Source organism: Bacteroides sp. HMSC067B03, from assembly GCF_001811315.1.
GTDB classification, from domain to species: Bacteria; Bacteroidota; Bacteroidia; order Bacteroidales; family Bacteroidaceae; genus Bacteroides; species Bacteroides faecis.
Genome location: NZ_KV804336.1, coordinates 205,042 through 228,966 on the forward strand (window position 1 = coordinate 205,042; position 23,925 = coordinate 228,966).

The following is a 23,925-nucleotide window of genomic DNA, read 5'->3' on the forward strand; positions in this document are numbered from 1 at the left end:
TTCTTTCCATTTGCCGGCATGCAGCATGTCTTTGCATTCTTCGGGGCTGAAACCGAATTTGGTTTCTTCTTGGGCAACGTGAATCTGTATCAGGCAGTTCACGATACGTCCCGCCTTGGCTGCTTGCTTGTTGACTTCCGCCAGTAGCTTATAAGTGTCGATCCCGTGTATCATTTCTACGTAGGGAATCATGTACTTAATCTTATTTGTCTGCAAGTGCCCGATAAAATGCCATTCGATGTCTTTCGGCAAAGTTTCGTATTTAGCTGTCATTTCCTGCACTTTGCTTTCTCCGAAAATACGCTGTCCCGCCTGATAAGCCTCTTCTATCGCTTCATTGGGGTGGAATTTTGAGACAGCAACCAGCCGGACTCCTTGTGGGAGTTCGGCCAGCACTTGCTTTAGATTGTCAGCAATACTCATGGTTACTTATGCTTTTGACGGATCAAATTCCGGTTTGTCATTCGGTCCGGCGCTATAAGGATATACATCCATCAGCGGAGTTTCTGATACCATACCGATTTGATAGTCAGCCATTGTTCCTTTCATGCCCTCGTCCAGTTTCTTCACTGCGTCGCGCAAGTCGGCAGCCTGAACCAGCACTTGGGTAGAAGTCTTTTTCTCGGCGCCGCTTTTCTCGTCAAGGGTGATAAAGATCAGTTTGCACTTAAACCAGCGGTCAGCGCTTTCTTCATCGCTGGGGAAAAGTTCGCTATAGTTGGCACGTTTGATGTCCGATACTGTAAATTCTCCTGTGATAAATGGAGTCATCTCCTCGATAATACGTGCTTCTGCTTCTGTAAAGCTGAGTGCATCTACCAGATAAGGTTCCGTCACTTTCTTCTGCATTCCGTTTTCCATTGTTTTCTCGTAACGGATTTTGCACTCAAACCAAGTATGCATTGCCATAATTTTTCTTCTTTTTTAGTTTATTGATTCGTGTAAATTGCCTACAAAGATAAACAAAATACGAAGTAACTGCCGAAAGATTTTTATTTTCTTTTATGCAGATTTCTCAATTCGAACGAAAGCATGACGCGGAAAAGTCCGATGATGAAGAAAGTAAAGGAGATCATGTAGACTACGTATAATGCGCCTACTGCCGGTTGCCACAATATGATCAGGGCACAGATAATGGCAAGGATGCCGAAAGCCATGTACCAGCCCCAGTCGCGAGTGCCGTAACGTTTGAGGTCGATGGAGTAGCCGGTGGAGGAGAAGCCCCGGAACATAAGCCAGAAGGCGATGATAAACGGAATGACTTCCATGCTGACCATCGGATAGGCGATCAGGTAAATACCTAAAATAAGGTCGATGATTCCTCCCACCAGATACCAGCCCCAACTGGGTACTCCCTTGCGGTTACTGAGAGAGAATATGATTTCGAGAATACCGCTTATCAGCATCGATATGCTGAAAACGATGCTCAATGCGACATAGCTGCTGAGGGGTGAGAACATAAGCCAAAGGGCGACAATGATATACACAATTCCTAATAAAAGAGAAGTCCACCAGTTTTTTACTGAGTGCTGGATCTCGTTGAATACAGTTTCCATACGTTTTAAATTTTAAATGAATACTCTGTGAATTTGTGGAGGAATAACAAATTGATTTTAGAAAAGGTTTTCGTGTGAACATATTCCGGGGATAAGTTGTTTTTATTATAAAGTAATTTTAAAATGTAAATGCAATATGGCAACAACAAATTTCAAAGGACAACCGGTGAAACTGATCGGTGAATTTATACAAGTAGGTAAAGTCGCTCCTGACTTTGAGTTAGTAAAAACTGATTTGTCTTCTTTCTCTCTGAAAGACCTGAACGGCAAAAATGTAATTCTAAATATTTTTCCAAGTCTGGATACGAGCGTTTGTGCAACATCGGTACGCAAATTTAATAAAATGGGAGCAGGTCTCAAAGATACGGTCGTACTGGCTATTTCCAAAGACCTTCCTTTTGCTCATGCACGCTTTTGCACGACTGAAGGCATTGAGAACGTAATTCCATTGTCTGACTTCCGCTTCTCTGACTTCGACGAGAGCTACGGACTGCGTATGGCAGACGGACCGCTGGCAGGATTACTGGCACGTGCAGTAGTCGTGATCGGTAAAGACGGCAAGGTAGCTTATACGGAGCTTGTTCCGGAGATTACTCAGGAACCGGACTATGACAAAGCATTAGCGGCAGTTAAAGAATAAGTATTAAGTAATAAGTATTAAGTATTATTCCATGCGGTTGGTACCAATAGTACAATAAGCGGCTTCGATTAATACTTAATACTTATTACTTAATACCTAATTACTTTTTTCCTAAACCTCAACCACATGGACAAAATTCGATTTTTCTTCATTGCCCTGTTAGGCATGGGCGCTGCCCACTTGTCGGCTCAAACCGCCGATAGTACAAAAACTTCTCCCTGGACAACGGAAGGTTTTGCCGGACTCAAACTGACGCAAGTAAGCCTGACCAACTGGTCTGCCGGAGGTGATAACTCCGTCGCTTTTGACTTGCAAGGTACTTATCAAGCTAATTATAAAAAAGGAAAGCATATATGGAATAACCGCCTTGAACTGGCTTATGGATTGAATAAGACAGGGGAGGACGGCATGAGAAAAGCCAATGATAAAATATATTTGAATACCAACTATGGTTATTCTATCGCCAAAAACTGGTATGCGAGTGCATTTGCCACTTTTCAGACGCAATTCTCACCCGGATATGACTATTCTGTCAATAAGGATGTCGCTATCTCCGAATTTATGTCACCGGGCTATTTGACCACCGGTCTGGGATTTACGTATGATCCGGGAAAGATTTTCACGGTTGTATTGTCTCCTGCTTCCTGGCGCGGAACCTTTGTTCTGAATGACCGTTTGTCTGACGAAGGTGACTTTGGAGTAGATCCCGGCAAGCATCTGTTGTCGAGCTTCGGTGCCAACCTGAAAGGGGAGGTGAAATATGAATTCTTGAAGAATATGACTGTATACTCCCGTCTGGACCTGTATTCTGATTATTTGCATAAACCTCAGAATATCGATGTCAACTGGGAAATACAGATAAATATGGCAATTAATAAATGGTTCTCCACCACGCTGACCACTAATATGGTATATGACGATGATATCAAGATCGTTCAAAAAGACGGCAGTAAAGGATCTCGCCTGCAATTCAAAGAGGTGTTAGGCGTGGGAGTGCAATTTAATTTCTAATTTAGGTATTAAGTATTAGGTATTAAGCCATGCGGATAAGCTCATAAACAGCAGCTTCGGTTAATACTTAATACCTAATACTTAATACTTATTTTTTCTTCATTCCTTTATAGACCAGGAAGCCTACGATGAATATTCCGATGGCGATGAAGCAATAGCCGATTTCGTGGCTGTATTCTGTGACTTTGGCGATCAGTTGTTCTTCGCTTTCGATGCCGGGCACTGTTGACAGATAATAACCGATAACAGCCAGGATGGTGTTCCATAATCCGGCTCCTATAGTAGTGTACAGCAGGAAGGTGTGCATTTTCATGCGGGCAAGTCCTGCCGGTATGGAAATTAGCTGACGTACTGCCGGAATCAATCGACCGATGAATGTGGAGAGTGCGCCATGCTTGTCGAAATACGATTCGGCATGCTGTACTTTTGCTTCGTCAATCAGACACATATGGCCGATACGGCTGTTGGCAAACTTATAAATGATGGGGCGTCCCAGCCATTTTGCCAGATAATAGTTGATTAATGCTCCGATATCTGCACCGATGGTGGCAAACAAGACTACCAGATAAATATTAAGCTCGTCATTGACAGCTGCCTTGTAAGCCGCCGGCGGGATGATCACTTCCGACGGGAAGGGGATGAAGGAGCTTTCTATAGTCATTAATAAAGTGATTGTCCAATAATTCAGGTGTTCCAGACACCACTGGATAAAAGCTACTGATTCCATATGTTTTTGGGCTAAAGTTTATTAATATGATTAGTTGTTTCCTTTCTCTTTCTTCATGCGTTCCCATACTTCTCTCAGCATCTGTTCTCCTTCTTCCGTTTGGTTGGGGCGGGATAACAGGTCCAGAATGATATCTTCGCTGATGGGATGCTCACTTTCATTGTTGTACTTGAAGAAGTCGTCTATTTCATTATGCATCAGGCTGAGGACACTCAGTTTCTCTGCGATGTCCGCATAGTTGGGATCAATCCGGTATGCCTCCTGAAAACAGAGCTTGGCCTGATATAAGTACTCTGCGTCCGAATAGGCCGAGGCTACCATATACCACATTTCCGCACTTGGTTCCATTGTCAGTGCTTTATCAAAAGATTTGACCGCTTTTTTCTTTTGATTTTCCTGTATGTAGAGTTTGCCTTCTGCCAGATAGATGGCAGGATCATCCGGTTGGATGGCTATGGCTTTTTTGCATAGCTGATGCGCTTCCTCATACTTGCCCAGTCGGGAGGCGGCTACGGCTTTATTGGTATAAGTATCTATCAGTAAGGGAGAATTGCCGAGACCCTCTTCTATAAAGCGGTCGATGACACGTTGGTAGTAATCGTCGGCTTCTTTCCATGCTTCTTTGTTGGAATATGTAAGCCCCAGAAACATATAACCCATTTCGGGAGGAAGAGCTTTGTACTTTATTGCCTTTTTATAATCTTCAATGGCGGCATCTGAATTGTTCAGGTAGAAATAGCTATGTCCGCGATAGGCGTAAGCTTCTCCACATTTGTCGTCGGCAGCCAGTGCAAAGTCGCAGGCTTCGATTGCTTTTTCACAGTCTTCGGCTGCAAAGCGGCATTTGGCAAGCCCTACCCAGTAGCTGGCGTTGTAGGGGTCGATGTCGATCAGTTGATTGTAGAAAGTTGATGCGGCTTCGAGCTGGTTGGTACCTGTGAGGTAGTCCGCCATAACCGCCATGAAATCTTCTTTTTTGCCATGACGGGGAGCACCCTTGTCCAGCCATTCTTTGGCGGCTTCGGGGTATCCCATATCCATATAAAGATAGACGATGTTGATGATCGTTTCCAGTTCATCAGCATCTTCTATAGTATCCAGTACATTTCGGGCGTTTTCCAGTTGTCCTTCGTTCAGCATAAGTTCCGCTTTCAGCATTTTCACATCTGTATCATATTCGTCTGTAATACTTTCCACCACTTTTTTTGCCAGAGGAATTTTGCCGGTATCCAGATAAAGATAAGCTTGCTCTACCAGTAGATCTGTACTGTCGGGATGCAGGTGGAGGCCGTAAGTTATGACTTCTTGCGCTTCGTTGAATTTACGTCCGGCGGCATATTGGTCAGCAATGTCGGCTAATTGGTCTCCGTCCAGATAGAGTTGCCGGTTTTCCGCTCTGGCCGTTTCATATTGAGCGATTAACTCGTTCAGTTCTTTATTTGCGGACGGTGAATTTTTTCTCCCCATTCTGATTTATTTTGATTTGAATAAGACAGTGCTAAAAGAGGTTTTAGGCACGGATTACACAAATTACACGGAACTGAAAGTTGATGTAACTTAGAACCGTGTTAATCCGTGTAATCCGTGCCTGAAAATATCAGTAAGCTATTTTTCGGCTTTTGGCACTGTGTCTTTTTGTTGTTACCAAGCCTGTGAAGGCTGAATTATTTATTGATTTTACCCCAGGTATCTTTTAATCCTACCGTACGGTTGAATACAAGTTTCTCCGGAGTCGAGTCTTTGTCTATATTGAAATAGCCGATGCGTTGGAATTGCAGGTATGAGAGTACAGGCAAGGTTGCCGCAAACTTCTCGATATAGCAATTCGGAAGAACTTTCAGAGAATCCGGATTGATGATTTCCTTCATTGCTTCCAGAGCTTCGCATTTCTTTGCTTCGCGGATAGCAGCCAGTTCATCGCGTGGGTTTTCTACTTTCCACAGACGGTCGTAGAGGCGCACTTCTGCTTGCAGGCAGTGGTTGCAGCTTACCCAGTGGAGCGTACCTTTCACTTTACGGTTGGCATCCGGCATACCGCTGCGGGTATTTGCATCATATTCGCAATATACTTCTGTGATCACACCGTTTTCATCCTTCTTGCATCCGGTACATTTCACGATGTAAGCGTTTTTGAGGCGTACTTCCTGTCCCGGAGTCATGCGGAAATATTTCTTGGGCGCGTCTTCCATGAAGTCTTCGCGTTCCATCCATAATTCGCGGCTGAACTCAATCATATGGCTTCCGGCTTCCGGATCTTCCGGATTGTTGATGGCTTCCAGTTGTTCTACTTGTCCTTCCGGATAGTTGGTGATGATGAGTTTCACCGGGTTGATGACAGCGGATATACGGGTAGCACGGCTGTTCAGATCGTCGCGGACAGAGCTTTCCAGCAATGCGATATCGTTCAGTGCGTCGTAAGTGGTGTAACCGATCTTATCGATAAATTTATGGATAGACTCCGGAGAGTAACCACGACGGCGGAAACCGCAGATAGTCGGCATACGGGGGTCGTCCCATCCGTTCACCAGTCCTTCTTTTACCAGCGTCAGCAGGTTACGTTTGCTCATCAGCGTGTAGCTCAGGTTCAGTTTGTTGAACTCAGTCTGACGGGGACGGTTGTCGTTCAGGTCCTTGCCTTCTTTCAGCCAGTCGATGAAGAGGTCGTAGAGCGGACGGTGCACCACAAACTCAAGTGTACACAGAGAGTGAGTTACTCCTTCAAAGAAGTCACTCTGTCCGTGGGCGAAGTCATACATCGGATAAGCCTTCCAGGTAGTGCCTGTACGGTGGTGCGGATGTTTTACGACACGATAGATGATCGGGTCGCGGAAGTGCATGTTAGGATTGGCCATGTCGATTTTGGCACGGAGTACCATAGCACCTTCTTCTATTTCACCGCTGTTCATCTTCTTGAAAAGTTCCAGACTTTCTTCGATAGGGCGGTCGCGGTAAGGGCTGTTCACACCTGCCTGGGTGGGAGTACCTTTTTGTTGGGCAATCTGTTCGGCAGTTTGCTCGTCAATATATGCTTTTCCTTCCTCGATGAGGCGGATGGCGAAGTCCCATAATTGCTGGAAATAGTCGGAAGCGTAGTATTCGTTTCCCCATTGGTAGCCCAGCCATTGAATATCTTCTTTGATGGCTTCTACATATTCCACATCCTCTTTGGTCGGATTTGTGTCGTCGAAACGAAGGTTACATACGCCGCCATGCTTGGCAGCGATGCCGAAGTCAAGGCAAATAGCTTTGGCATGACCGATGTGAAGGTATCCGTTCGGTTCGGGCGGGAAGCGGGTCTGCACTTTTCCACCATTTTTACCTTCCTTCAAATCCTTCTCTACTGCCTGTTCAATAAAGTTCAGGCTTTTCTTATCGCCTGTGTCTTCGTTTTTAATATCTGTCATAACGTTAAAATGTTAACTCTATTTATAGGCTACAAAAGTAGGACATTTTTTTTATTTTACTGGAATATAACCGCTCTTTTTTATAATCTCCTGCCCTTCGGGTGAAAGAATGAAGTCAATCAGAGGAGCTACCTGTTCTTTATTCTTCACATTATAGTAGTAATAAAGGGGGCGGACGATGGGATAAGTTTTGTTCGTTGCGTTCTCCACCGTCGGAGCGGCATAGTGGCTTCCGTCATATGATACGGAAAGCGTCTTGGTGCGCGGAGATACATAAGCCAGGCCGACATATCCGATAGCTCCTTTCGTCTGGCTGACGGATTGGATGATGGCACCTGTGGCGGGCATGGAAAGGCTGCCTGCCATATAATTTTTATTTTTCAGCACGTTTTCCTTGAAGAACTCATAAGTACCCGAAGAAGTTTCGCGGGAGTAGACTACTATTTTGCGGTCGTCGCCGCCTACCTGTTTCCAGTTGGTGATTTTTCCCCGGAAGATGTCTTCCAGTTGCTGGCGGGTGAGCTGTTTCACCGGATTGGAAGGATGCACCACTACGGCAAGGGCATCGTAGGCTACGATGACTTCGTCCACCTCTTGTCCGGCTTCCTTGGTTTTCATCTTTTCGCTGAATTTGATTGGACGGGAAGCCATGGCGATATCCGTCGTATTGTCCATCAGTGCAGAGATACCGACACCGGTTCCTCCGCCGGTGACTGTGACCCGTGCATCCGGCTGCAGATTCATAAATCGCTCTGCTGTTTGTTGGGCAACAGGCAATACAGTGTCGCTGCCTTTGATGCGCTGTGCGTTGGCGCTGAGAGACAGAAGGGAAAGGGCGATTAATAAATTTCTTCTCACTTTCATAATTATTCTTTTTATTGTTGGTGCAAATAAAACAATCACATATTACATTTTTGTTTCAGATAAGCGGGAAATAGTGTTTGTAACACAAATGTAACAGCATTGAAATACTTCCTTCAAATATTAGTCACACCTCCTTAATAAGGAGTCGCTTTCTTTGCATCAGAAAACCAATAGGTATGAAGAAGATTTTTGAGAAGATAATAGAAGGAATTTTGACTTGTAGCGGTTTCGTAACAAGTATTACTATCCTGCTGATCGTACTTTTCCTGTTTACAGAGGCTTTCGGGCTGTTCAATAGTAAAGTGATTGAAGAAGGGTATGTGTTGGCTTTGAACAAAAGTAATCGGGTAAATACGCTGAGTCCTGCTCAGATAAAAGATGTTTTCGACGAAGAGATAACAAACTGGAAAGAACTCGGTGGGGAGGATCTCCCTATCCGGGTTTTTCGTTTGGAAGACATCACGGAGTATTATACAGAGGAAGAACTCGGACCCGCTTATGAGTATGCCGGTGAAAGAATCATGCAACTGGTGGAGAAGACGCCCGGCATTGTAGCTTTTGTCCCGCAGAAATTTATAGTGCAGCCTGATGCGGTGCATTTTATCAAGGATAATACCATTTCGGTAAAAGATGTCTTTGCAGGTGCCGAGTGGTTCCCGACAGCTACTCCTGCTCCATTATTCGGATTTCTGCCGTTGATTGCGGGCACCTTGTGGGTAAGTCTGTTCGCTATCCTCTTTGCACTTCCGTTCGGACTTTCGGTATCTATCTATATGTCTGAGGTTGCTAATCCGAAGGTGCGCAACTGGCTGAAACCGATCATTGAACTGTTGAGTGGTATTCCTTCGGTGGTTTACGGTTTTTTCGGTTTGATTGTCGTTGTCCCGCTGATTCAGAAATTCTTTGATCTGCCGGTAGGGGAGAGTGGTTTGGCAGGAAGTATCATTCTGGCTATCATGGCGCTGCCTACTATTATAACAGTGACCGAAGATGCCATGCGGAACTGTCCGCGTTCGATGCGGGAAGCGAGTCTGGCTTTGGGAGCTTCGCAGTGGCAGACTATATATAAGGTAGTGATTCCCTATTCGATCTCCGGAATTACTTCCGGAGTAGTGCTAGGTATCGGGCGGGCTATCGGAGAGACGATGGCAGTGCTGATGGTGACGGGTAATGCCGCAGTGATACCGACAACGATTCTCGAACCGCTCCGGACCATTCCGGCAACGATTGCAGCGGAACTGGGAGAAGCTCCGGCAGGCGGACCGCATTACGAAGCGTTGTTCCTGTTGGGCGTCGTACTGTTCTTTATTACATTAATCATCAACTTTAGCGTGGAGTATATCTCTTCTAGAGGAATAAAACGTAGCAAGTAACATGGAAATACGAAGTAATAATAAAGCGAAACACCGTTCTCAGAAACTGGCTTTCGGAATTTTCCGGTTGTTGAGTCTCTGTATTGTGCTGATTTTGTTTGCGATCCTCGGTTTCATTATATATAAAGGTGCGGGGGCTGTCAGTTGGGAGTTTATCACGTCCGCTCCTACGGATGGGATGACCGGCGGAGGCATCTGGCCGGCTATCGTCGGTACCTTTTATCTGATGGCGGGCAGTGCGCTTTTCGCTTTCCCGGTGGGAGTGATGAGTGGCATCTACATGAATGAATATGCACCGAAAGGGAAGCTGGTACGCTTTATCCGGGTGATGACGAATAACCTGAGCGGAATTCCTTCTATCGTTTTCGGTCTGTTCGGTATGGCTCTGTTTGTCAATTACATGGGATTCGGTGACAGTATTCTGGCTGGTTCTTTGACATTAGGTTTACTTTGCGTACCTTTGGTTATCCGTACTACGGAGGAGGCGTTGAAAGCAATTCCCGACAGCATGCGTGAAGGAAGCCGGGCATTGGGAGCTACCAGGTTGCAGACGATCTGGCATGTGATTCTTCCGATGGGGATGCCGAACATCATTACAGGATTAATTCTGGCTTTGGGACGTGTTTCGGGTGAGACGGCACCGATTTTGTTTACTTGTGCCGCTTACTTCCTGCCGCAATTACCTGCAAGCATTCTGGATCAGTGTATGGCATTGCCGTATCACCTGTATGTGATTTCTACCAGCGGAACGGATATGGAAGCACAGTTACCGTTGGCTTATGGTACCGCTTTGGTGCTGATAGTGATTATCCTTCTGGTTAATCTGCTGGCAAATGCATTGAGAAAATATTTTGAGAAAAGAGTAAAAACGAATTGATTAGTATATGGATACAGTAAAAATAGATACACGCGATGTAAACTTCTGGTATGGTGACTTTCATGCCTTGAAGGGGATCAGCATGCAGATTGAAGAAAAGTCTGTAGTTGCCTTTATCGGACCGTCGGGATGTGGTAAATCGACTTTCCTCCGTCTTTTCAACCGGATGAACGACTTGATTCCTGCTACTCGCTTGGAAGGGGAGATCCGGATTGACGGACATAATATTTATGCCAAAGGAGTGGAAGTGGATGAACTTCGAAAGAATGTGGGAATGGTTTTTCAGCGTCCTAATCCTTTCCCGAAAAGTATATTCGAGAATGTAGCTTATGGGCTCCGTGTCAATGGGGTGAAAGATAATGCTTTCATTCGTCAGCGGGTAGAGGAGACACTGAAAGGGGCTGCGCTTTGGGATGAGGTCAAAGATAAGTTGAAGGAATCTGCCTATGCTTTGTCCGGTGGACAGCAGCAGCGTCTTTGCATTGCCCGTGCAATGGCGGTATCTCCTTCGGTATTGCTGATGGACGAACCAGCTTCCGCACTCGATCCTATTTCTACGGCTAAAGTAGAGGAATTGATTCATGAACTGAAGAAGGATTATACCATTGTAATCGTGACGCATAATATGCAGCAGGCCGCCCGTGTCAGCGACAAAACGGCTTTCTTTTATCTGGGAGAGATGGTGGAATATGATGATACGAAGAAGATATTCACCAATCCGGAAAAAGAGGCTACTCAGAATTATATAACCGGTCGTTTCGGTTAAGTATTGCCGGAGTGTTTGCAGAAAACAGAATATTAATCATTTATATATAAAGAGACTATGGTAAAGTTTATAGAATCGGAGCTTATTCTATTGAAGAAAGAAGTGGATGAAATGTGGACATTGGTGTACAATCAGCTTGACCGTGCGGGGGAGGCCGTGATGACGCTTGATAAAGAACTGGCACAGCAAGTGATGGTGCGCGAACGTCGGGTGAATGCCTTTGAACTGAAGATAGACAGTGATATAGAGGATATCATCGCATTGTACAATCCGGTAGCGATTGACCTCCGTTTTGTACTGGCAATGCTGAAAATCAATACGAATCTGGAACGTCTGGGAGACTTTGCAGAAGGTATAGCCCGTTTCGTTATCCGCTGCAAGGAACCGGTGCTGGATGCCGATTTGCTGGCCCGTCTGCGCCTGGGAGAGATGCAGGCAGAGGTTTTATCGATGCTGGAACTGGCGAAACGTGCCTTGAACGAAGAAAATATTGAGATGGCGACTGCGGTATTTGGTAAAGACAACCTGTTGGATGACATTAATGCGGAAGCAACGGGTATTCTGGCAGATTATATCCGTGAACATCCGGAAACAGCTCATACTTGTGTAGACTTGGTTGGCGTGTTCCGGAAATTGGAACGTTCAGGTGACCACATTACCAACATTGCAGAGGAAATAGTATTCTTTATTGATGCAAAAGTCTTAAAACATAGCGGAAAAGTAGACGAAAACTATCCAAAATCGTAATTTTTTGCATGTTTTTAAACAAAAATTAGGGCTACTTAGAAAATAGTCCTATATTTGTCACCTGTAACGGACAAGTTACGGGCGTTTTTACTGCAAATGATAATAAATCCAAAGATATTTCAAAAAGATGTTATATGACATGTTTTATAATTTGGAGAATAACAGTAAAAGCGACTATATTTGCACCGTTATCCTGAAAACAATCTTTTTACCTTAAAAAAAAACTAATACCTATTGAAAACTGAAAAATGGAGCTTTGTGAAAAGCCCCATTTTTTTTGCTCTATACTGAAGGCCAGGAAGTTGCGTTATACGGTGTTTGAGAGAGGGGATTCTTCTTTGCGTCTATTGCTTTTCTGTCGATTTCATGGATCATATATCGTATCATTTCCTACATTTTAGTGATTTCGAAGCTTTCTTCGGATGGGAACAAATCAGGCTATCAATATTATTCAGAGTGTTGATTAGAAAGTTCGGAATTTATTCACAAGTTAACCTTTGCAATATATGAAAAAAAACAGAAAGTTTTCCAACTTCCTTCCTTATTCGTATCTTTGTGCTATTATATTAGCGCAGCTGTTGATGAAAGAGCTAATATATTAGTATAGTTGGCTAAAAGGTTTAGAAGCTCTCTTATTTCCCTTTTTAGTCAGTCTTTTATTGTAGAACATTAATAATTAACATTATGTTTTCTGGAATCGTAGAAGAGTATGCTACCTTGGTAGCACTGGTGAAAGACCAGGAGAATATACACTTTACATTTAAGTGTTCGTTTGTAAATGAGCTGAAGATTGATCAGAGTATTTCTCACAATGGAGTATGCCTGACGGTAGTGAACTTGACCGATGATACGTATACGGTAACTGCCATGAAAGAAACGCTGGACCGTTCGAATCTTGGTTTGCTGAAAGTGGGCGATAAGGTGAATGTAGAGCGCAGCATGATGATGAATGGCCGTCTGGACGGACATATCGTACAGGGGCATGTGGACCAGACCGCTACTTGTGTGGAAATAAAGGATGCGGACGGAAGCTGGTATTTTACATTCAAATATGCATTTGATAAGGAAATGGCGAAACGTGGCTATATCACAGTGGATAAGGGTTCAGTCACTGTAAATGGTGTCAGCTTGACGGTATGTAATCCGACGGATGATACTTTTCAGGTAGCTATTATTCCTTATACTTATGAGCATACTAACTTTCATACGTTCGAGATCGGTAGCGTAGTGAACATTGAGTTTGATATCATCGGCAAGTATATCAGCCGGATGATTCAATATAAATAGTTCAATTGGGAATTGTTAGCTTCAATCGTAATTTATAAATCGTAAAACCCTAATTTGGATGGATTTTCTGCAATTAGTGTTGTCTCGCCAAAGTGACCGGGCATATGATAAAGGTCGTCCGGTAGAAGCGGAGAAGCTGGAACGGATTCTGGAAGCTGCCCGTCTGTCTCCTTCTGCCTGCAATGCGCAGCCGTGGAAGTTTGTGGTAGTGACAGATCATGAGCTGGCTTTAAAAGTAGGTAAGGCAGCAGCTGGACTAGGGATGAATAAGTTTGCTAAAGATGCCCCTGTGCATATTCTGATAGTGGAAGAGTTTGCCAATATTACATCCCTGCTTGGAGGTAAAGTAAAGGATAAGCATTTCCCGTTGATTGATATTGGTATTGCTGCCGCTCATATTACATTAGCTGCCGAAAGTGAAGGACTGGGGTCTTGTATTTTGGGATGGTTTGATGAAAAAGAGATAAAGCAATTGACTGGGATTCCTGCTTCTAAACGCTTGCTGTTGGATATCGCTATCGGGTATCCGGTGAAAGAAAAACGAAAGAAGATGAGAAAGACGAAAGAAAAGGTCATTTCTTATAATCGGTATTAATTGAAAAAAATGTATATTCCATACTTTTGAGAAGTAGATATATAAGAAAAAGCCTCGTTGGCTTAAAAGGAACGGCCTCTTCCTTTTAAACCAACGAGGCTTTCCTTTAAAACCAACGCACTGTTTCTTTTAAACTAAAAAGTATTCGTTGTAAGATGTTGACTATTAGTTGTTTACGAATATGGGCGCTTATGAGTATTTTTCTAGTAAAAAACAGATACAACAAAGCTTGTTTTTACAGATCTTTCAGTAGTACTTTACTTGCTTTCTTATAGTATTCTTCTCTGGATTCAGTCAGTACTTTCCACTCGTCATTGAACTCTTCATCCTTGTCTATCTTAAAGTTTTCGGAGCCGTACGTATCCAGGCGGTCAAGCAGAATCGCTACATTCAGTTGGTTGATATCCATTGAAGGCTGATAGCCGATATCTTCACTTTTCTGGTCGGTCACTACTTCGTGAATCAGATCTATCTCTTGCAACTGATAAAGTACTTGATTGGTCAGTCGGATCGGGATTTGGTGTTCTTCCGATATCTCCATGGCCGTATAAGGCGGCTCGTTTTTTTCAAACCGTTTGGCGATCAGTGACATGATAAGGATAGAAATGAAATCACGGTAACGTCTGCTGATGTTACGGGTGTCCTGATCGAAACTAAAACTGCGGATATTTTGTCCGGCATAGGTCAATTCGGCTCCAAACAAACAGATTGTCCAAGAAATTTGCAGCCATAGCAGAAACAAGGGGAGGGCGGCAAAGCTACCGTAAATAGCATTGTATTTCGATACCCATAACTGGCTGTTGATATACAAGAACTGGAAAGCCTGGTAAGCGGAGCCTGCCAAAATGCCTGCAATCAGTGCATGTTTGAATTTCACTTTCGTGTTGGGCATGAAAATGTAGAGTCCGGTGAACATCAGCCAGGTTAAGACAAATGGGATCAGGCGTATTGCGAATTTCATGACAGGAGCCAGTAAAACGAAATCGTCCATCTGCTTGAGTACAGTACTTACAAATAAAGAAAGTCCTCCCGAAACGACAATCAGAATCGGCATGAGCAGAAACATCGAGAAGTAGTCTGTTATCTTGCGGTACATGGAGCGTGCTTTCTTGACTTCCCAAATACGGTTGAAGGTGATTTCGATGTTACTCACCAGATTAATAACGGTCCATAACAACATCACCAGACCTACTCCAATGAAAATACCGCCTTTGGTTTGAGACAGGTAGGAGTTGACAAACGAAAGAATAGCTTCTGTCGTTTCGGTGTTTCCTCCGAAGCCGCTGCGGAACTGATGCTCCATCAGATTATCAAATCCGAATCCGCGGGCTACGGCAAAAAGGATAGCAAGTATAGGTACAATAGCAAGCAGTGTACTATATGTCAGTGCTGAGGCCTTATTAGCCATCCGGTCTTTGGTAAATCGATTGATGCAGAGATAGACGGTTTTAATAATATTGTAGAGCGAGAACTTCGTCCTAGTCACTTCATCTTCCGTGATGCGCCAGATGTCATACGTGATGAATTTCCATATATCGGTGATTTTCTTCTTCATGGCTCAGAATTTAAAAAGCAGTTTAAAAAAGAAAAAAAGCAGTCAGCCTATAAGCCGAGTTCTGTACCTTATATAATAAGGTGCCTGTCATTTATCTGAGTGGCGTGTCACCACGACACTTTAGCGGTCTACCCTCCGACATGGAGCGAGCAACTCTCATAACGCCGGTTTACATGACCTTACAACTCCTAAGACGTACAGCCCACATGTCACCATGCTGCTGGTAGGCTCTTACCCCACCTTCTCACCCTTACCTCTCCCCGAAAGGAGCGGCGGTTATTTTCTTCTACGTTACTCTACCCTCGCGGACAGCTTTCTGTTAGGAAGTAGGATGCTCTGTGTTGCCCGGACTTTCCTCCTGCACGAAACGCGCACGCGACAGACCAGCCAACTGCTTTAGACTGCAAAAGTACGTCATTTATTTTGTTTTAGCCAAAGAAAGTGTCACAAATAGAAATAATTTCTACCTTTGCTATCATTAAATCATGATTCAATGAAGAAAAATATCCTTTTTTTCTATTGCTTGCTGGTAGTAGCAGTAGTTAGTCTGAAAGCTCAGGAAATACGCCCCATGCCTGCTGATTCAGCTTATGGGGTAGTACACATTTCTGTTTGTAATATGCGTGATGAAGGTAAGTTTACTTCCGGAATGAGCACGCAGGCACTGCTTGGGATGCCGGTCAAGGTATTGCAATACACCGACTGGTACGAGATTCAGACTCCGGATGACTATACGGGATGGGTGCATCGGATGGTGATTACGCCGATGTCGAAAGAGAAATATGATGAATGGAACCGTGCAGAGAAGATTGTGGTGACTTCCCACTACGGATTTACGTATGAAAAACCGGATGACGACTCGCAGACCGTATCGGATGTTGTTGCCGGCAATCGCCTGAAGTGGGAGGGAAGTAAAGGGCATTTTTACAAGGTGTCTTATCCGGATGGCCGCCAGGCCTATATCTCCAAACATATTTCACAACCAGAGAGTAAATGGAGAGCTTCGTTGAAACAAGATGCTGAAAGTATTATTAAAACTGCTTATACAATGATCGGAATTCCCTATCTATGGGCGGGGACTTCTTCGAAAGGAGTTGATTGCAGCGGGCTGGTCCGGACCGTACTCTTTATGCATGATATTATCATCCCAAGGGATGCGTCACAACAGGCTTATGTAGGCGAACGCATTGAGATAGCCCCTGATTTCTCCAACGTGCAACGCGGAGACCTCGTCTTCTTCGGTCGTAAAGCTACAGCCGACCGTAAAGAAGGCATCTCACACGTCGGCATCTACCTGGGTAATAAACGCTTCATCCATGCCTTGGGAGACGTACATATCAGCAGCTTTGATCCCGAAGACGAGCGCTACGATGAGTTCAATACCGGTCGTCTGCTTTTTGCCACTCGTTTCCTGCCCTATATAAATAAGGAGAAAGGCATGAATACCACCGACCATAACCTCTATTATCTATATCACTAACCATTATCCATTAAACAAATGCCAAATAGAAGAGATTTTCTGAAAACGGCTGCCTTTGCGACTTTAGGTTCCGGAATAGCTGTCAGTCAGGTATTGGCGGGAGAATGTATGCCTTCTGCTATTCATGTTAATAAATATGGTATAGGGGGAAAGATGAAAATGACTTTTTTCCCTTATGAGTTAAAGTTGAGGCATGTCTTTACGGTAGCCACTTATTCGCGTACTACTACGCCCGATGTGCAGGTAGAGATCGAATATGAAGGGGTGACCGGGTATGGAGAAGCGTCTATGCCCCCTTATCTCGGAGAAACAGTGGAGTCGGTAATGAACTTCCTTAAAAAAGTAAATCTGGAGCAATTCAGCGATCCTTTTCAATTAGAGGACATTTTGTCATACGTTGACAGTCTGTCGCCTAAAGACACGGCAGCAAAAGCTGCGGTGGATATTGCCCTTCATGACTTGGTGGGAAAGCTGCTGGGAGCGCCTTGGTATAAGATATGGGGATTGAACAAAGAGAAGACGCCTTCTACCACCTTTACGATTGGTATTGATACGCCCGATGTGGTCCGTGCGAAAACAAAAGAATGTGCCGGTCTGTTTAATATATTAAAGGTGAAGCTGGGAAGAGACAATGATAAGGAAATGATAGAGACAATCCGTTCGGTAACGGACCTGCCGATAGCCGTTGATGCTAACCAGGGCTGGAAAGACCGCCAATATGCACTCGATATGATTCATTGGCTGAAAGAGAAAGGGATTGTGATGATAGAGCAGCCTATGCCGAAAGAGCAGTTGGATGACATTGCCTGGGTGACGCAACAAAGTCCTTTGCCTGTATTTGCCGACGAGTCGTTGCAGCGTTTAGGGGATGTAGCCGCTTTGAAAGGTGCATTTACGGGAATCAATATTAAATTGATGAAATGTACCGGAATGCGTGAAGCATGGAAGATGGTCACGCTGGCACATGCTTTGGGAATGCGCGTGATGGTGGGGTGTATGACGGAGACTTCGTGTGCGATATCTGCCGCCTCGCAATTTTCTCCGGCAGTCGATTTTGCCGACCTTGATGGAAACCTGCTTATCTCCAACGACCGCTTCAAAGGAGTGGAAGTGGTGAATGGAAAAATCACATTGAATGACTTACCCGGAATTGGTGTCATGAAAATCTGATCTTACTGAATGAATGTCAGACTGTTAAAGCCATCTGACATACAACGAATGTAAATTTGTCAGTTGCTGTCGTTAAGCGCTGTTAAGCCCTAAATATTCTCTGTTAAAAGAGGACAAAAAAGAGTGACAAGTAGAATAAGTGAACGATATTTGTTATTATTTTAACGTCGTAAAAGTTAAAACAATGTCAGATATTAACATTTTAAAGAATTATAAATCATGAAACAGACAACAAAGAACATTCTGGGAGTAGGAGCAATTATTCTTCTGAGCTCAGGAGTTGCAGGATTGACAACTTACAAATTGTTGCAATCTAACGAAGCTGCCAAGGAAACATCTTTTAATGAGATGTTCAAGCAGAATCCCAATGTCAAATTGGCTGCTTTTGATGCGGTAAACGCTCAGCCGGTTGATTTGACACAAGCTGCTGAGAACTCCCTTCATGCTGTTGTACATATAAGATCTACGCAAGAATCCAAAACTAAAACGATTCAGCAGGCACCGGATATTTTCGATTTCTTCTTCGGTGACGGACGTGGACAACAGCGTCAGGTACAAACCCAGCCTCGCGTAGGTTTTGGCTCGGGAGTGATTATCTCTAAAGACGGTTATATCGTAACCAACAATCACGTGATTGAAGGTGCAGATGAAATCAGTGTGAAGCTGAATGACAATCGTGAGTTTAAAGGACGTGTAATCGGTACTGACCCGAGCACTGACCTTGCATTAGTGAAAATAGAAGGAGATGATCTGCCGACTATTCCGGTAGGTGACTCTGATGCACTGAAAGTAGGCGAGTGGGTATTGGCAGTAGGTAACCCGTTCAATCTTAACTCTACTGTAACTGCCGGTATCGTCAGCGCAAAGGCTCGTTCATTGGGTGTATATAATGGTGGTATAGAATCTTTTATCCAGACAGACGCTGCCATTAACCAGGGAAATAGTGGTGGTGCACTGGTCAATGCTAAGGGAGAACTGGTAGGTATCAACTCTGTACTTTCTTCTCCGACCGGAGCTTATGCCGGATATGGATTTGCTATTCCGACCAGCATTATGACGAAGGTTATTGCTGACCTGAAACAATATGGAACTGTGCAGCGTGCTTTGCTCGGTATCCGTGGAGGATCTATTGGCAGCAGCTTGATGGATGACAGACAACCGATTGATAAGTCCGGTACTACTTTGGCAGATAAAGCTAAGGCACTGGGTGTAGTAGAAGGAGTCTGGGTTTCTGAAATCGTTGAAGGTGGTTCGGCTGCAGGTGCTGATATCAAAGTCGATGACGTAATTATCGGTCTGGATAATAAGAAGGTTTCAAATATGGCCGACTTGCAGGAAGCTCTTGCTAAACATCGTCCTGGGGATAAGGTGAAAGTAAAACTGATGCGTGATAAGAAGGAAAAGACTGTTGAAGTAACGTTGAAGAACGAACAAGGCACAACGAAGATTGTAAAAGACGCAGGTATGGACATCCTGGGTGCTGCATTCAAAGAATTGCCGGATGACTTGAAGAAACAGTTGAACCTCGGTTATGGCCTGCAAGTGACAGGTGTTTCTTCCGGTAAGATGTCAGATGCAGGAGTCCGCAAAGGCTTCATCATCCTGAAGGCTAATGACCAGCCGATGCGCAAAGTCAGTGATCTGGAAGAAGCAATGAAAGCTGCTGTTAAGTCTCCGAATCAGGTATTGTTCCTGACAGGTGTATTCCCATCTGGTAAACGCGGATACTTTGCAGTTGATCTGACTCAGGAATAAACTATAAATTAAGGTAAGAAGATTGTAGGATAAGCTAATGAAATAGAAAAAGGATGCCGTCACACAACTTGTCGGCATTCTTTTTTGTTTTATTAGTTGAAAATATAGTGAAAAAGTTGCCTAAATATGTATGTTAACAAATTATTTGTCGTAACTTTGCACTCCAAATCTGTTTTTAAAGAATGAGACAACTAAAGATTACCAAAAGTATCACTAACAGAGAGAGCGCTTCTCTTGACAAGTATTTGCAGGAAATCGGTCGTGAAGACCTGATTACAGTCGAGGAAGAAGTGGAACTCGCTCAGCGCATTCGTAAGGGTGACCGTGTAGCATTGGAAAAACTGACACGTGCCAATCTTCGTTTCGTCGTATCTGTGGCTAAGCAGTACCAGAACCAGGGTTTGAGTTTGCCTGACTTGATTAATGAAGGCAATTTAGGACTGATCAAAGCCGCCGAAAAGTTTGATGAAACACGTGGATTCAAGTTTATCAGCTACGCTGTATGGTGGATTCGTCAGTCTATTCTGCAAGCATTGGCAGAGCAGTCGCGTATTGTTCGTCTCCCGTTGAATCAGGTAGGTTCGCTGAATAAGATCAGCAAAGCCTTCTCAAAGTTCGAACAGGAAAACGAACGGCGTCCGTCTCCCGAAGAGTTGGCAGATGAGCTGGAAATTCCGGTTGACAAGATCTCTGATACGCTAAAGGTATCCGGCCGTCATATTTCGGTGGATGCACCTTTTGTGGAAGGAGAAGACAACAGCCTGCTGGATGTGTTGGTTAATGACGATTCGCCTATGGCGGACCGCTCTCTGGTTAATGAGTCTCTTGCGAGGGAAATTGATAGAGCTCTTTCTACGTTAACCGATAGAGAAAAAGAAATCATTCAGATGTTTTTCGGTATCGGACAACAAGAAATGACATTGGAAGAAATCGGCGATAAGTTTGGTCTCACACGTGAGCGCGTTCGCCAGATTAAAGAAAAAGCAATTAGAAGACTAAGACAAAGTAATCGTAGTAAATTGCTCAAATCCTACTTGGGATAAGTGAGGAATATCAGTTTCTGAAAGAAAAAAAGAATTAGAGTCGCATAAGTTACACTTCTTGGAGTAATCATCTGAAGAAGGTACTTATGCGACTTTTTACTTAGCTGTTGTTTATCTTATACTATGCAAATTTATGAAGAAGTCTGTTCTGATATTATTCACTCTTGTGGGGATTTGTATTGGCTTTGTCGCTTACGGACGATGTACTGGGACCGCTGGTGAGCCTGCAGTTGGGACTGTTGCATCTCATGCCGTTCCTTCGCCCTCCAGCAAAGAACAGCGTTTGCAAGAGAAAGCTCTTGCTGCGAAAGCCTATTGTATAGAGAATGGATTTAATACGAATTATTGTTTTCTGATAGATTTCAGTATTCCTTCCGGTAAAAAACGTTTCTTTGTCTGGGACTTCAAAGGTGACTCCATCAAATATTCAAGTCTCTGTGCTCATGGATATGGCAAGGAGAGCACGTTGAAAAAGCCGGTATATAGTAATGTGGAAGGGAGTTATTGTTCTTCTTTGGGAAAGTATAAGGTCGGAATTCGCTCATATAGCAAATGGGGAATTAATGTGCATTATAAATTACATGGGCTGGAGCCGACAAATAGCAATGCTTTCAAACGATATATCGTACTGCATTCTTATACTCCGGTGCCGGCTTCGGAGATATCCCCCATGTATCTTCCATTAGGTATTAGCCAGGGGTGTCCTGTGATTTGTGACGAGGTGATGCGTAAAGTGGATGCTCTGCTAAAAGTCGAAAAGAAGTCCGTGTTATTATGGATATATGAATAGAAATACTAAATCTTAATGATAAATAGATGATATTTCTTCTTTTTTGTTACCTTTGCCACAATTAAAAATTTATGATATGAAATACGTAAAAATACTATTTGCAATGGCACTTGTGTTGACAATGTGCTCGGCTTTCTCTTTAAAGAAAGACCACTCTAAAACAGTTTATGCCTTCGGAATTGCTGCCTCCTTTACGGATACGGTTGTGTATTTTACGGATATTCAGATATTGGATAGTGCGAAGGTTAGCAAGGAAGGTTTCCTCACTCATCGTGATTTGTATAGCTATCAGTTGAAGAACTATGTGGAAGATAACGGACTGCAGCAGAATAGTACATGTATGATCTATTTCTCAGAAAACAGAAAGAAGCTGGAGAAAGAAGCAACGAAAATTCTGAGTAAATATAAAAGGAACAGGAATACAACAGTGACACGGATTGATACTGATAAGTTCCATTTTATAAAACCGGAAGAGTAAGAGATTTATTGTTAATATGATAAGAGATGCAAGTTTGCATCTCTTATTTTTTTATCTTTGCGGTCATAACAAATTGGAAATCTAATGAAAAATATTAAAATATTATCCTTTCTTGTAGGTTTGGCCGCATTATTTGCTGCTTGTGAGAATAATGATAATGAGGGACCTGTAACCCCTGAGCCACGTGAGCAGGTAGGACGTACCGTACTGGTGTATATTGTAGGAGATGCAGGAGATTCTAATGAATTGTCTGACCTTTTTAAGATCAATTTTAGCGATATGAAAGCGGGCATGGAAGAGGTTGATTATTCAAAATGTAATTTGGTTGTTTACAGTGAGATGAAAAATGACTTACCTCATTTGATTTCATTGAAACAGAAGAATGGTAAAGTAGTAGCAGATACTCTTTTTACTTATGCAGAACAGAATCCTTTAGATAAAGAAGTTATGTCTAAAGTTATTGCTCAAACAGTCGATTATTTCCCTGCAGATAGCTATGGCTTTGTATTTTTGTCTCATAGTTCTTCGTGGGTATCGGCTAGTAATAATGCAAATTCTCGTTCAATCGGGTATTATCGTAAAACTCAGATGAATATTCCGGATTTTCGTGAAGCGTTATTTTCAGCTTTTCCAAAACCGTTAAAGTTCATATTGTTTGACTCATGTAATATGCAATCTGTGGAAGTCGCCTATGAACTTCGTGACTGTGCTGAATATTTTATTGGTTCTCCGACTGAAATTCCTGGTCCTGGTGCCCCCTATAAAGCAGTAGTGCCGGAAATGTTTACTGAAACAAATTTGGCGATGAATATAGCAGAGGCATATTACGGGTATTATGAAAAACTTTATACAGGGGTTAGTCCTATTAGTAATGAGAATTGGACAGGAGGCATTGCTACTTCTGTGATAAAGAGTGACGCTTTGGATAATCTGGCAGCGGCAACTAAGACAATTATTCCTAAATATATTCAAGATAAAAGGGAAGTAAATCGCAGTGGTCTATTGGCTTATGATTTTAATGATGATGCCAATTACGATTTTGATGAACTGATTCAGTATTTGACTGGTGGAGCGGATAATGCAGAGTATCAATCTTGGCGAATAGCTTTTGATAATGCAGTAGTGTATCGGAAGACAACTTCTAAAAATTATTCTGGTATTATTCGTCGTATGTTCACAATGGAAGGTTCGGAAGGTCTTTCTACTTATATTCCTAATGGTGAAAGTAATTCTAAGATGAATACTTTTTATCGTACCTTGTCATGGTATTCTGCAGCGGGCTGGAATGCAACAGGATGGTGATTTTGTGAAAAGGTAGATACACTTGGAAGTACTTGCCATATTCTTCTAAAAACTTAGTGACACTATGTCGTTATTATAGTGACAGTATCTTTGTTGGATGGTGTCACTATCGTAACAGGATAGTGTCACTATCTTTTTTTAATGATATAACTATATAATAATGTATATAGATTCTTCCTACTTTTAAAGCTATAAAGAAAAAATCTCTTTTCGACATCCTTGTCAATCAGTAAGTTATATTTTTATTCAAAAAGAAAAAAGAGTAGTATATATTTGGATATTGTCATTAAGTTCTCTACTTTTGCACCCGCTTTGCTAGAGAGACAGAGCCTAACAATTGACATTCTGCTAGAGAATATGGCTTCAGAAAATAAAAACAAAAAAACTTCGAAAAAGTTTGGATGTTATCTGAAAAAGTTCTTATCTTTGCATCCGCTTTCGCTAAGAAAGCTGCGTGGTAGAAGTCACGTTAGTTCTTTGAAATATTGATAAACAATACAAGTAG

General features: G+C 43.1%; 23 protein-coding genes and 1 other RNA gene. 15 read left to right on the forward strand and 9 right to left on the reverse strand.

The features are described 5' to 3' along the window. The 3 genes from HMPREF2794_RS10055 to HMPREF2794_RS10065 all read right to left on the reverse strand — a co-directional run. Positions 1-423 (reverse strand): YggS family pyridoxal phosphate-dependent enzyme (locus HMPREF2794_RS10055; protein WP_070751445.1); only part of this gene is annotated, 423 nt, incomplete at its 3' end. Positions 424-429: 6 nt separating this feature from the next. Then, positions 430-909 carry a DUF4494 domain-containing protein gene (locus tag HMPREF2794_RS10060; RefSeq protein ID WP_008762440.1) on the reverse strand — a complete coding sequence of 160 codons (480 nt, stop codon included), beginning with the start codon at positions 907-909 and terminating at the stop codon, positions 430-432. An 83-nt stretch (positions 910-992) separates the two neighbouring features. Continuing rightward, on the reverse strand, positions 993-1,556 hold the full coding sequence (locus HMPREF2794_RS10065) for an HdeD family acid-resistance protein (protein WP_010538562.1): 564 nt from the start codon (positions 1,554-1,556) through the stop codon (positions 993-995). 136 nt (positions 1,557-1,692) lie between these two features. On the opposite strand from HMPREF2794_RS10065, the gene tpx reads away from it, so the two are divergent. Continuing rightward, a complete protein-coding gene (gene tpx, locus HMPREF2794_RS10070; protein ID WP_010538561.1) occupies positions 1,693-2,196 on the forward strand; it encodes a thiol peroxidase in 504 nt (167 codons plus the stop codon). Positions 2,197-2,322: 126 nt separating this feature from the next. Beyond that, positions 2,323-3,207, forward strand: a complete 885-nt coding sequence (locus tag HMPREF2794_RS10075) for a DUF3078 domain-containing protein (protein ID WP_070751446.1) — start codon at positions 2,323-2,325, stop codon at positions 3,205-3,207. Positions 3,208-3,295: 88 nt separating this feature from the next. Here the strand turns inward: HMPREF2794_RS10075 and HMPREF2794_RS10080 are convergent, their stop codons facing one another. From HMPREF2794_RS10080 to HMPREF2794_RS10095, 4 genes are all read right to left on the reverse strand, one after another. After that, the gene (locus HMPREF2794_RS10080; protein ID WP_010538559.1) at positions 3,296-3,934 is read right to left on the reverse strand and encodes a DedA family protein; all 639 of its coding nucleotides are present in this window, start codon (positions 3,932-3,934) and stop codon (positions 3,296-3,298) included. A gap of 30 nt (positions 3,935-3,964) precedes the next feature. Continuing rightward, positions 3,965-5,401, reverse strand: a complete 1,437-nt coding sequence (locus HMPREF2794_RS10085) for a tetratricopeptide repeat protein (protein ID WP_010538558.1) — start codon at positions 5,399-5,401, stop codon at positions 3,965-3,967. A 197-nt stretch (positions 5,402-5,598) separates the two neighbouring features. Next, positions 5,599-7,338: a glutamine--tRNA ligase/YqeY domain fusion protein gene (locus HMPREF2794_RS10090; RefSeq protein WP_010538557.1), complete on the reverse strand. Its 1,740-nt coding sequence runs from the start codon at positions 7,336-7,338 to the stop codon at positions 5,599-5,601. Between the two features lie 51 nt (positions 7,339-7,389). Beyond that, positions 7,390-8,202 (reverse strand): PstS family phosphate ABC transporter substrate-binding protein, encoded by an 813-nt coding sequence (locus HMPREF2794_RS10095; RefSeq protein WP_010538556.1) that lies wholly within the window; start codon positions 8,200-8,202, stop codon positions 7,390-7,392. Positions 8,203-8,378: 176 nt separating this feature from the next. Here HMPREF2794_RS10095 and pstC point away from each other — a divergent pair, with 176 nt between their 5' ends. The 6 genes from pstC to HMPREF2794_RS10125 all read left to right on the forward strand — a co-directional run bounded on the left by pstC (position 8,379) and on the right by HMPREF2794_RS10125 (position 13,847). Then, positions 8,379-9,575, forward strand: a complete 1,197-nt coding sequence (gene pstC / locus HMPREF2794_RS10100) for a phosphate ABC transporter permease subunit PstC (RefSeq protein WP_010538555.1) — start codon at positions 8,379-8,381, stop codon at positions 9,573-9,575. Between the two features lies 1 nt (position 9,576). Continuing rightward, positions 9,577-10,452 carry a phosphate ABC transporter permease PstA gene (pstA, locus tag HMPREF2794_RS10105; protein ID WP_010538554.1) on the forward strand — a complete coding sequence of 292 codons (876 nt, stop codon included), beginning with the start codon at positions 9,577-9,579 and terminating at the stop codon, positions 10,450-10,452. Between the two features lie 7 nt (positions 10,453-10,459). Next, on the forward strand, positions 10,460-11,218 hold the full coding sequence (gene pstB, locus HMPREF2794_RS10110) for a phosphate ABC transporter ATP-binding protein PstB (RefSeq protein ID WP_010538553.1): 759 nt from the start codon (positions 10,460-10,462) through the stop codon (positions 11,216-11,218). Between the two features lie 57 nt (positions 11,219-11,275). Beyond that, entirely contained in the window at positions 11,276-11,965 is a 690-nt protein-coding gene (gene phoU, locus HMPREF2794_RS10115; RefSeq protein WP_010538552.1) for a phosphate signaling complex protein PhoU, read from the forward strand. A 684-nt stretch (positions 11,966-12,649) separates the two neighbouring features. Continuing rightward, the gene (locus tag HMPREF2794_RS10120; RefSeq protein WP_010538541.1) at positions 12,650-13,252 is read left to right on the forward strand and encodes a riboflavin synthase; all 603 of its coding nucleotides are present in this window, start codon (positions 12,650-12,652) and stop codon (positions 13,250-13,252) included. Between the two features lie 58 nt (positions 13,253-13,310). After that, positions 13,311-13,847, forward strand: a complete 537-nt coding sequence (locus HMPREF2794_RS10125) for a nitroreductase family protein (protein ID WP_010538540.1) — start codon at positions 13,311-13,313, stop codon at positions 13,845-13,847. A 235-nt stretch (positions 13,848-14,082) separates the two neighbouring features. Here HMPREF2794_RS10125 and HMPREF2794_RS10130 read toward each other — a convergent pair whose 3' ends face one another. After that, positions 14,083-15,402: a YihY/virulence factor BrkB family protein gene (locus HMPREF2794_RS10130; protein WP_010538539.1), complete on the reverse strand. Its 1,320-nt coding sequence runs from the start codon at positions 15,400-15,402 to the stop codon at positions 14,083-14,085. Positions 15,403-15,436: 34 nt separating this feature from the next. After that, positions 15,437-15,797: RNase P RNA component class A (gene rnpB / locus HMPREF2794_RS10135), an RNA gene on the reverse strand. 98 nt (positions 15,798-15,895) lie between these two features. Here rnpB and HMPREF2794_RS10140 point away from each other — a divergent pair. The 7 genes from HMPREF2794_RS10140 (at position 15,896) to HMPREF2794_RS10170 (ending at position 23,420) form a co-directional block, all read left to right on the forward strand. Then, positions 15,896-16,882: a C40 family peptidase gene (locus HMPREF2794_RS10140; RefSeq protein ID WP_010538538.1), complete on the forward strand. Its 987-nt coding sequence runs from the start codon at positions 15,896-15,898 to the stop codon at positions 16,880-16,882. Between the two features lie 18 nt (positions 16,883-16,900). After that, on the forward strand, positions 16,901-18,052 hold the full coding sequence (locus HMPREF2794_RS10145; RefSeq protein ID WP_055268935.1) for a dipeptide epimerase: 1,152 nt from the start codon (positions 16,901-16,903) through the stop codon (positions 18,050-18,052). A gap of 219 nt (positions 18,053-18,271) precedes the next feature. Next, entirely contained in the window at positions 18,272-19,807 is a 1,536-nt protein-coding gene (locus HMPREF2794_RS10150; protein ID WP_010538536.1) for a trypsin-like peptidase domain-containing protein, read from the forward strand. Between the two features lie 182 nt (positions 19,808-19,989). Continuing rightward, positions 19,990-20,850: a sigma-70 family RNA polymerase sigma factor gene (locus HMPREF2794_RS10155; RefSeq protein ID WP_002561589.1), complete on the forward strand. Its 861-nt coding sequence runs from the start codon at positions 19,990-19,992 to the stop codon at positions 20,848-20,850. Positions 20,851-20,983: 133 nt separating this feature from the next. Beyond that, the gene (locus HMPREF2794_RS10160) at positions 20,984-21,640 is read left to right on the forward strand and encodes a murein L,D-transpeptidase catalytic domain-containing protein (protein WP_010538535.1); all 657 of its coding nucleotides are present in this window, start codon (positions 20,984-20,986) and stop codon (positions 21,638-21,640) included. Positions 21,641-21,716: 76 nt separating this feature from the next. Next, positions 21,717-22,118 (forward strand): hypothetical protein, encoded by a 402-nt coding sequence (locus HMPREF2794_RS10165; RefSeq protein ID WP_008762460.1) that lies wholly within the window; start codon positions 21,717-21,719, stop codon positions 22,116-22,118. An 84-nt stretch (positions 22,119-22,202) separates the two neighbouring features. Next, positions 22,203-23,420, forward strand: coding sequence for a clostripain-related cysteine peptidase (locus HMPREF2794_RS10170; RefSeq protein ID WP_010538534.1), 1,218 nt, complete (start codon positions 22,203-22,205; stop codon positions 23,418-23,420). The last annotated feature ends 505 nt before the right edge of the window (positions 23,421-23,925 follow it).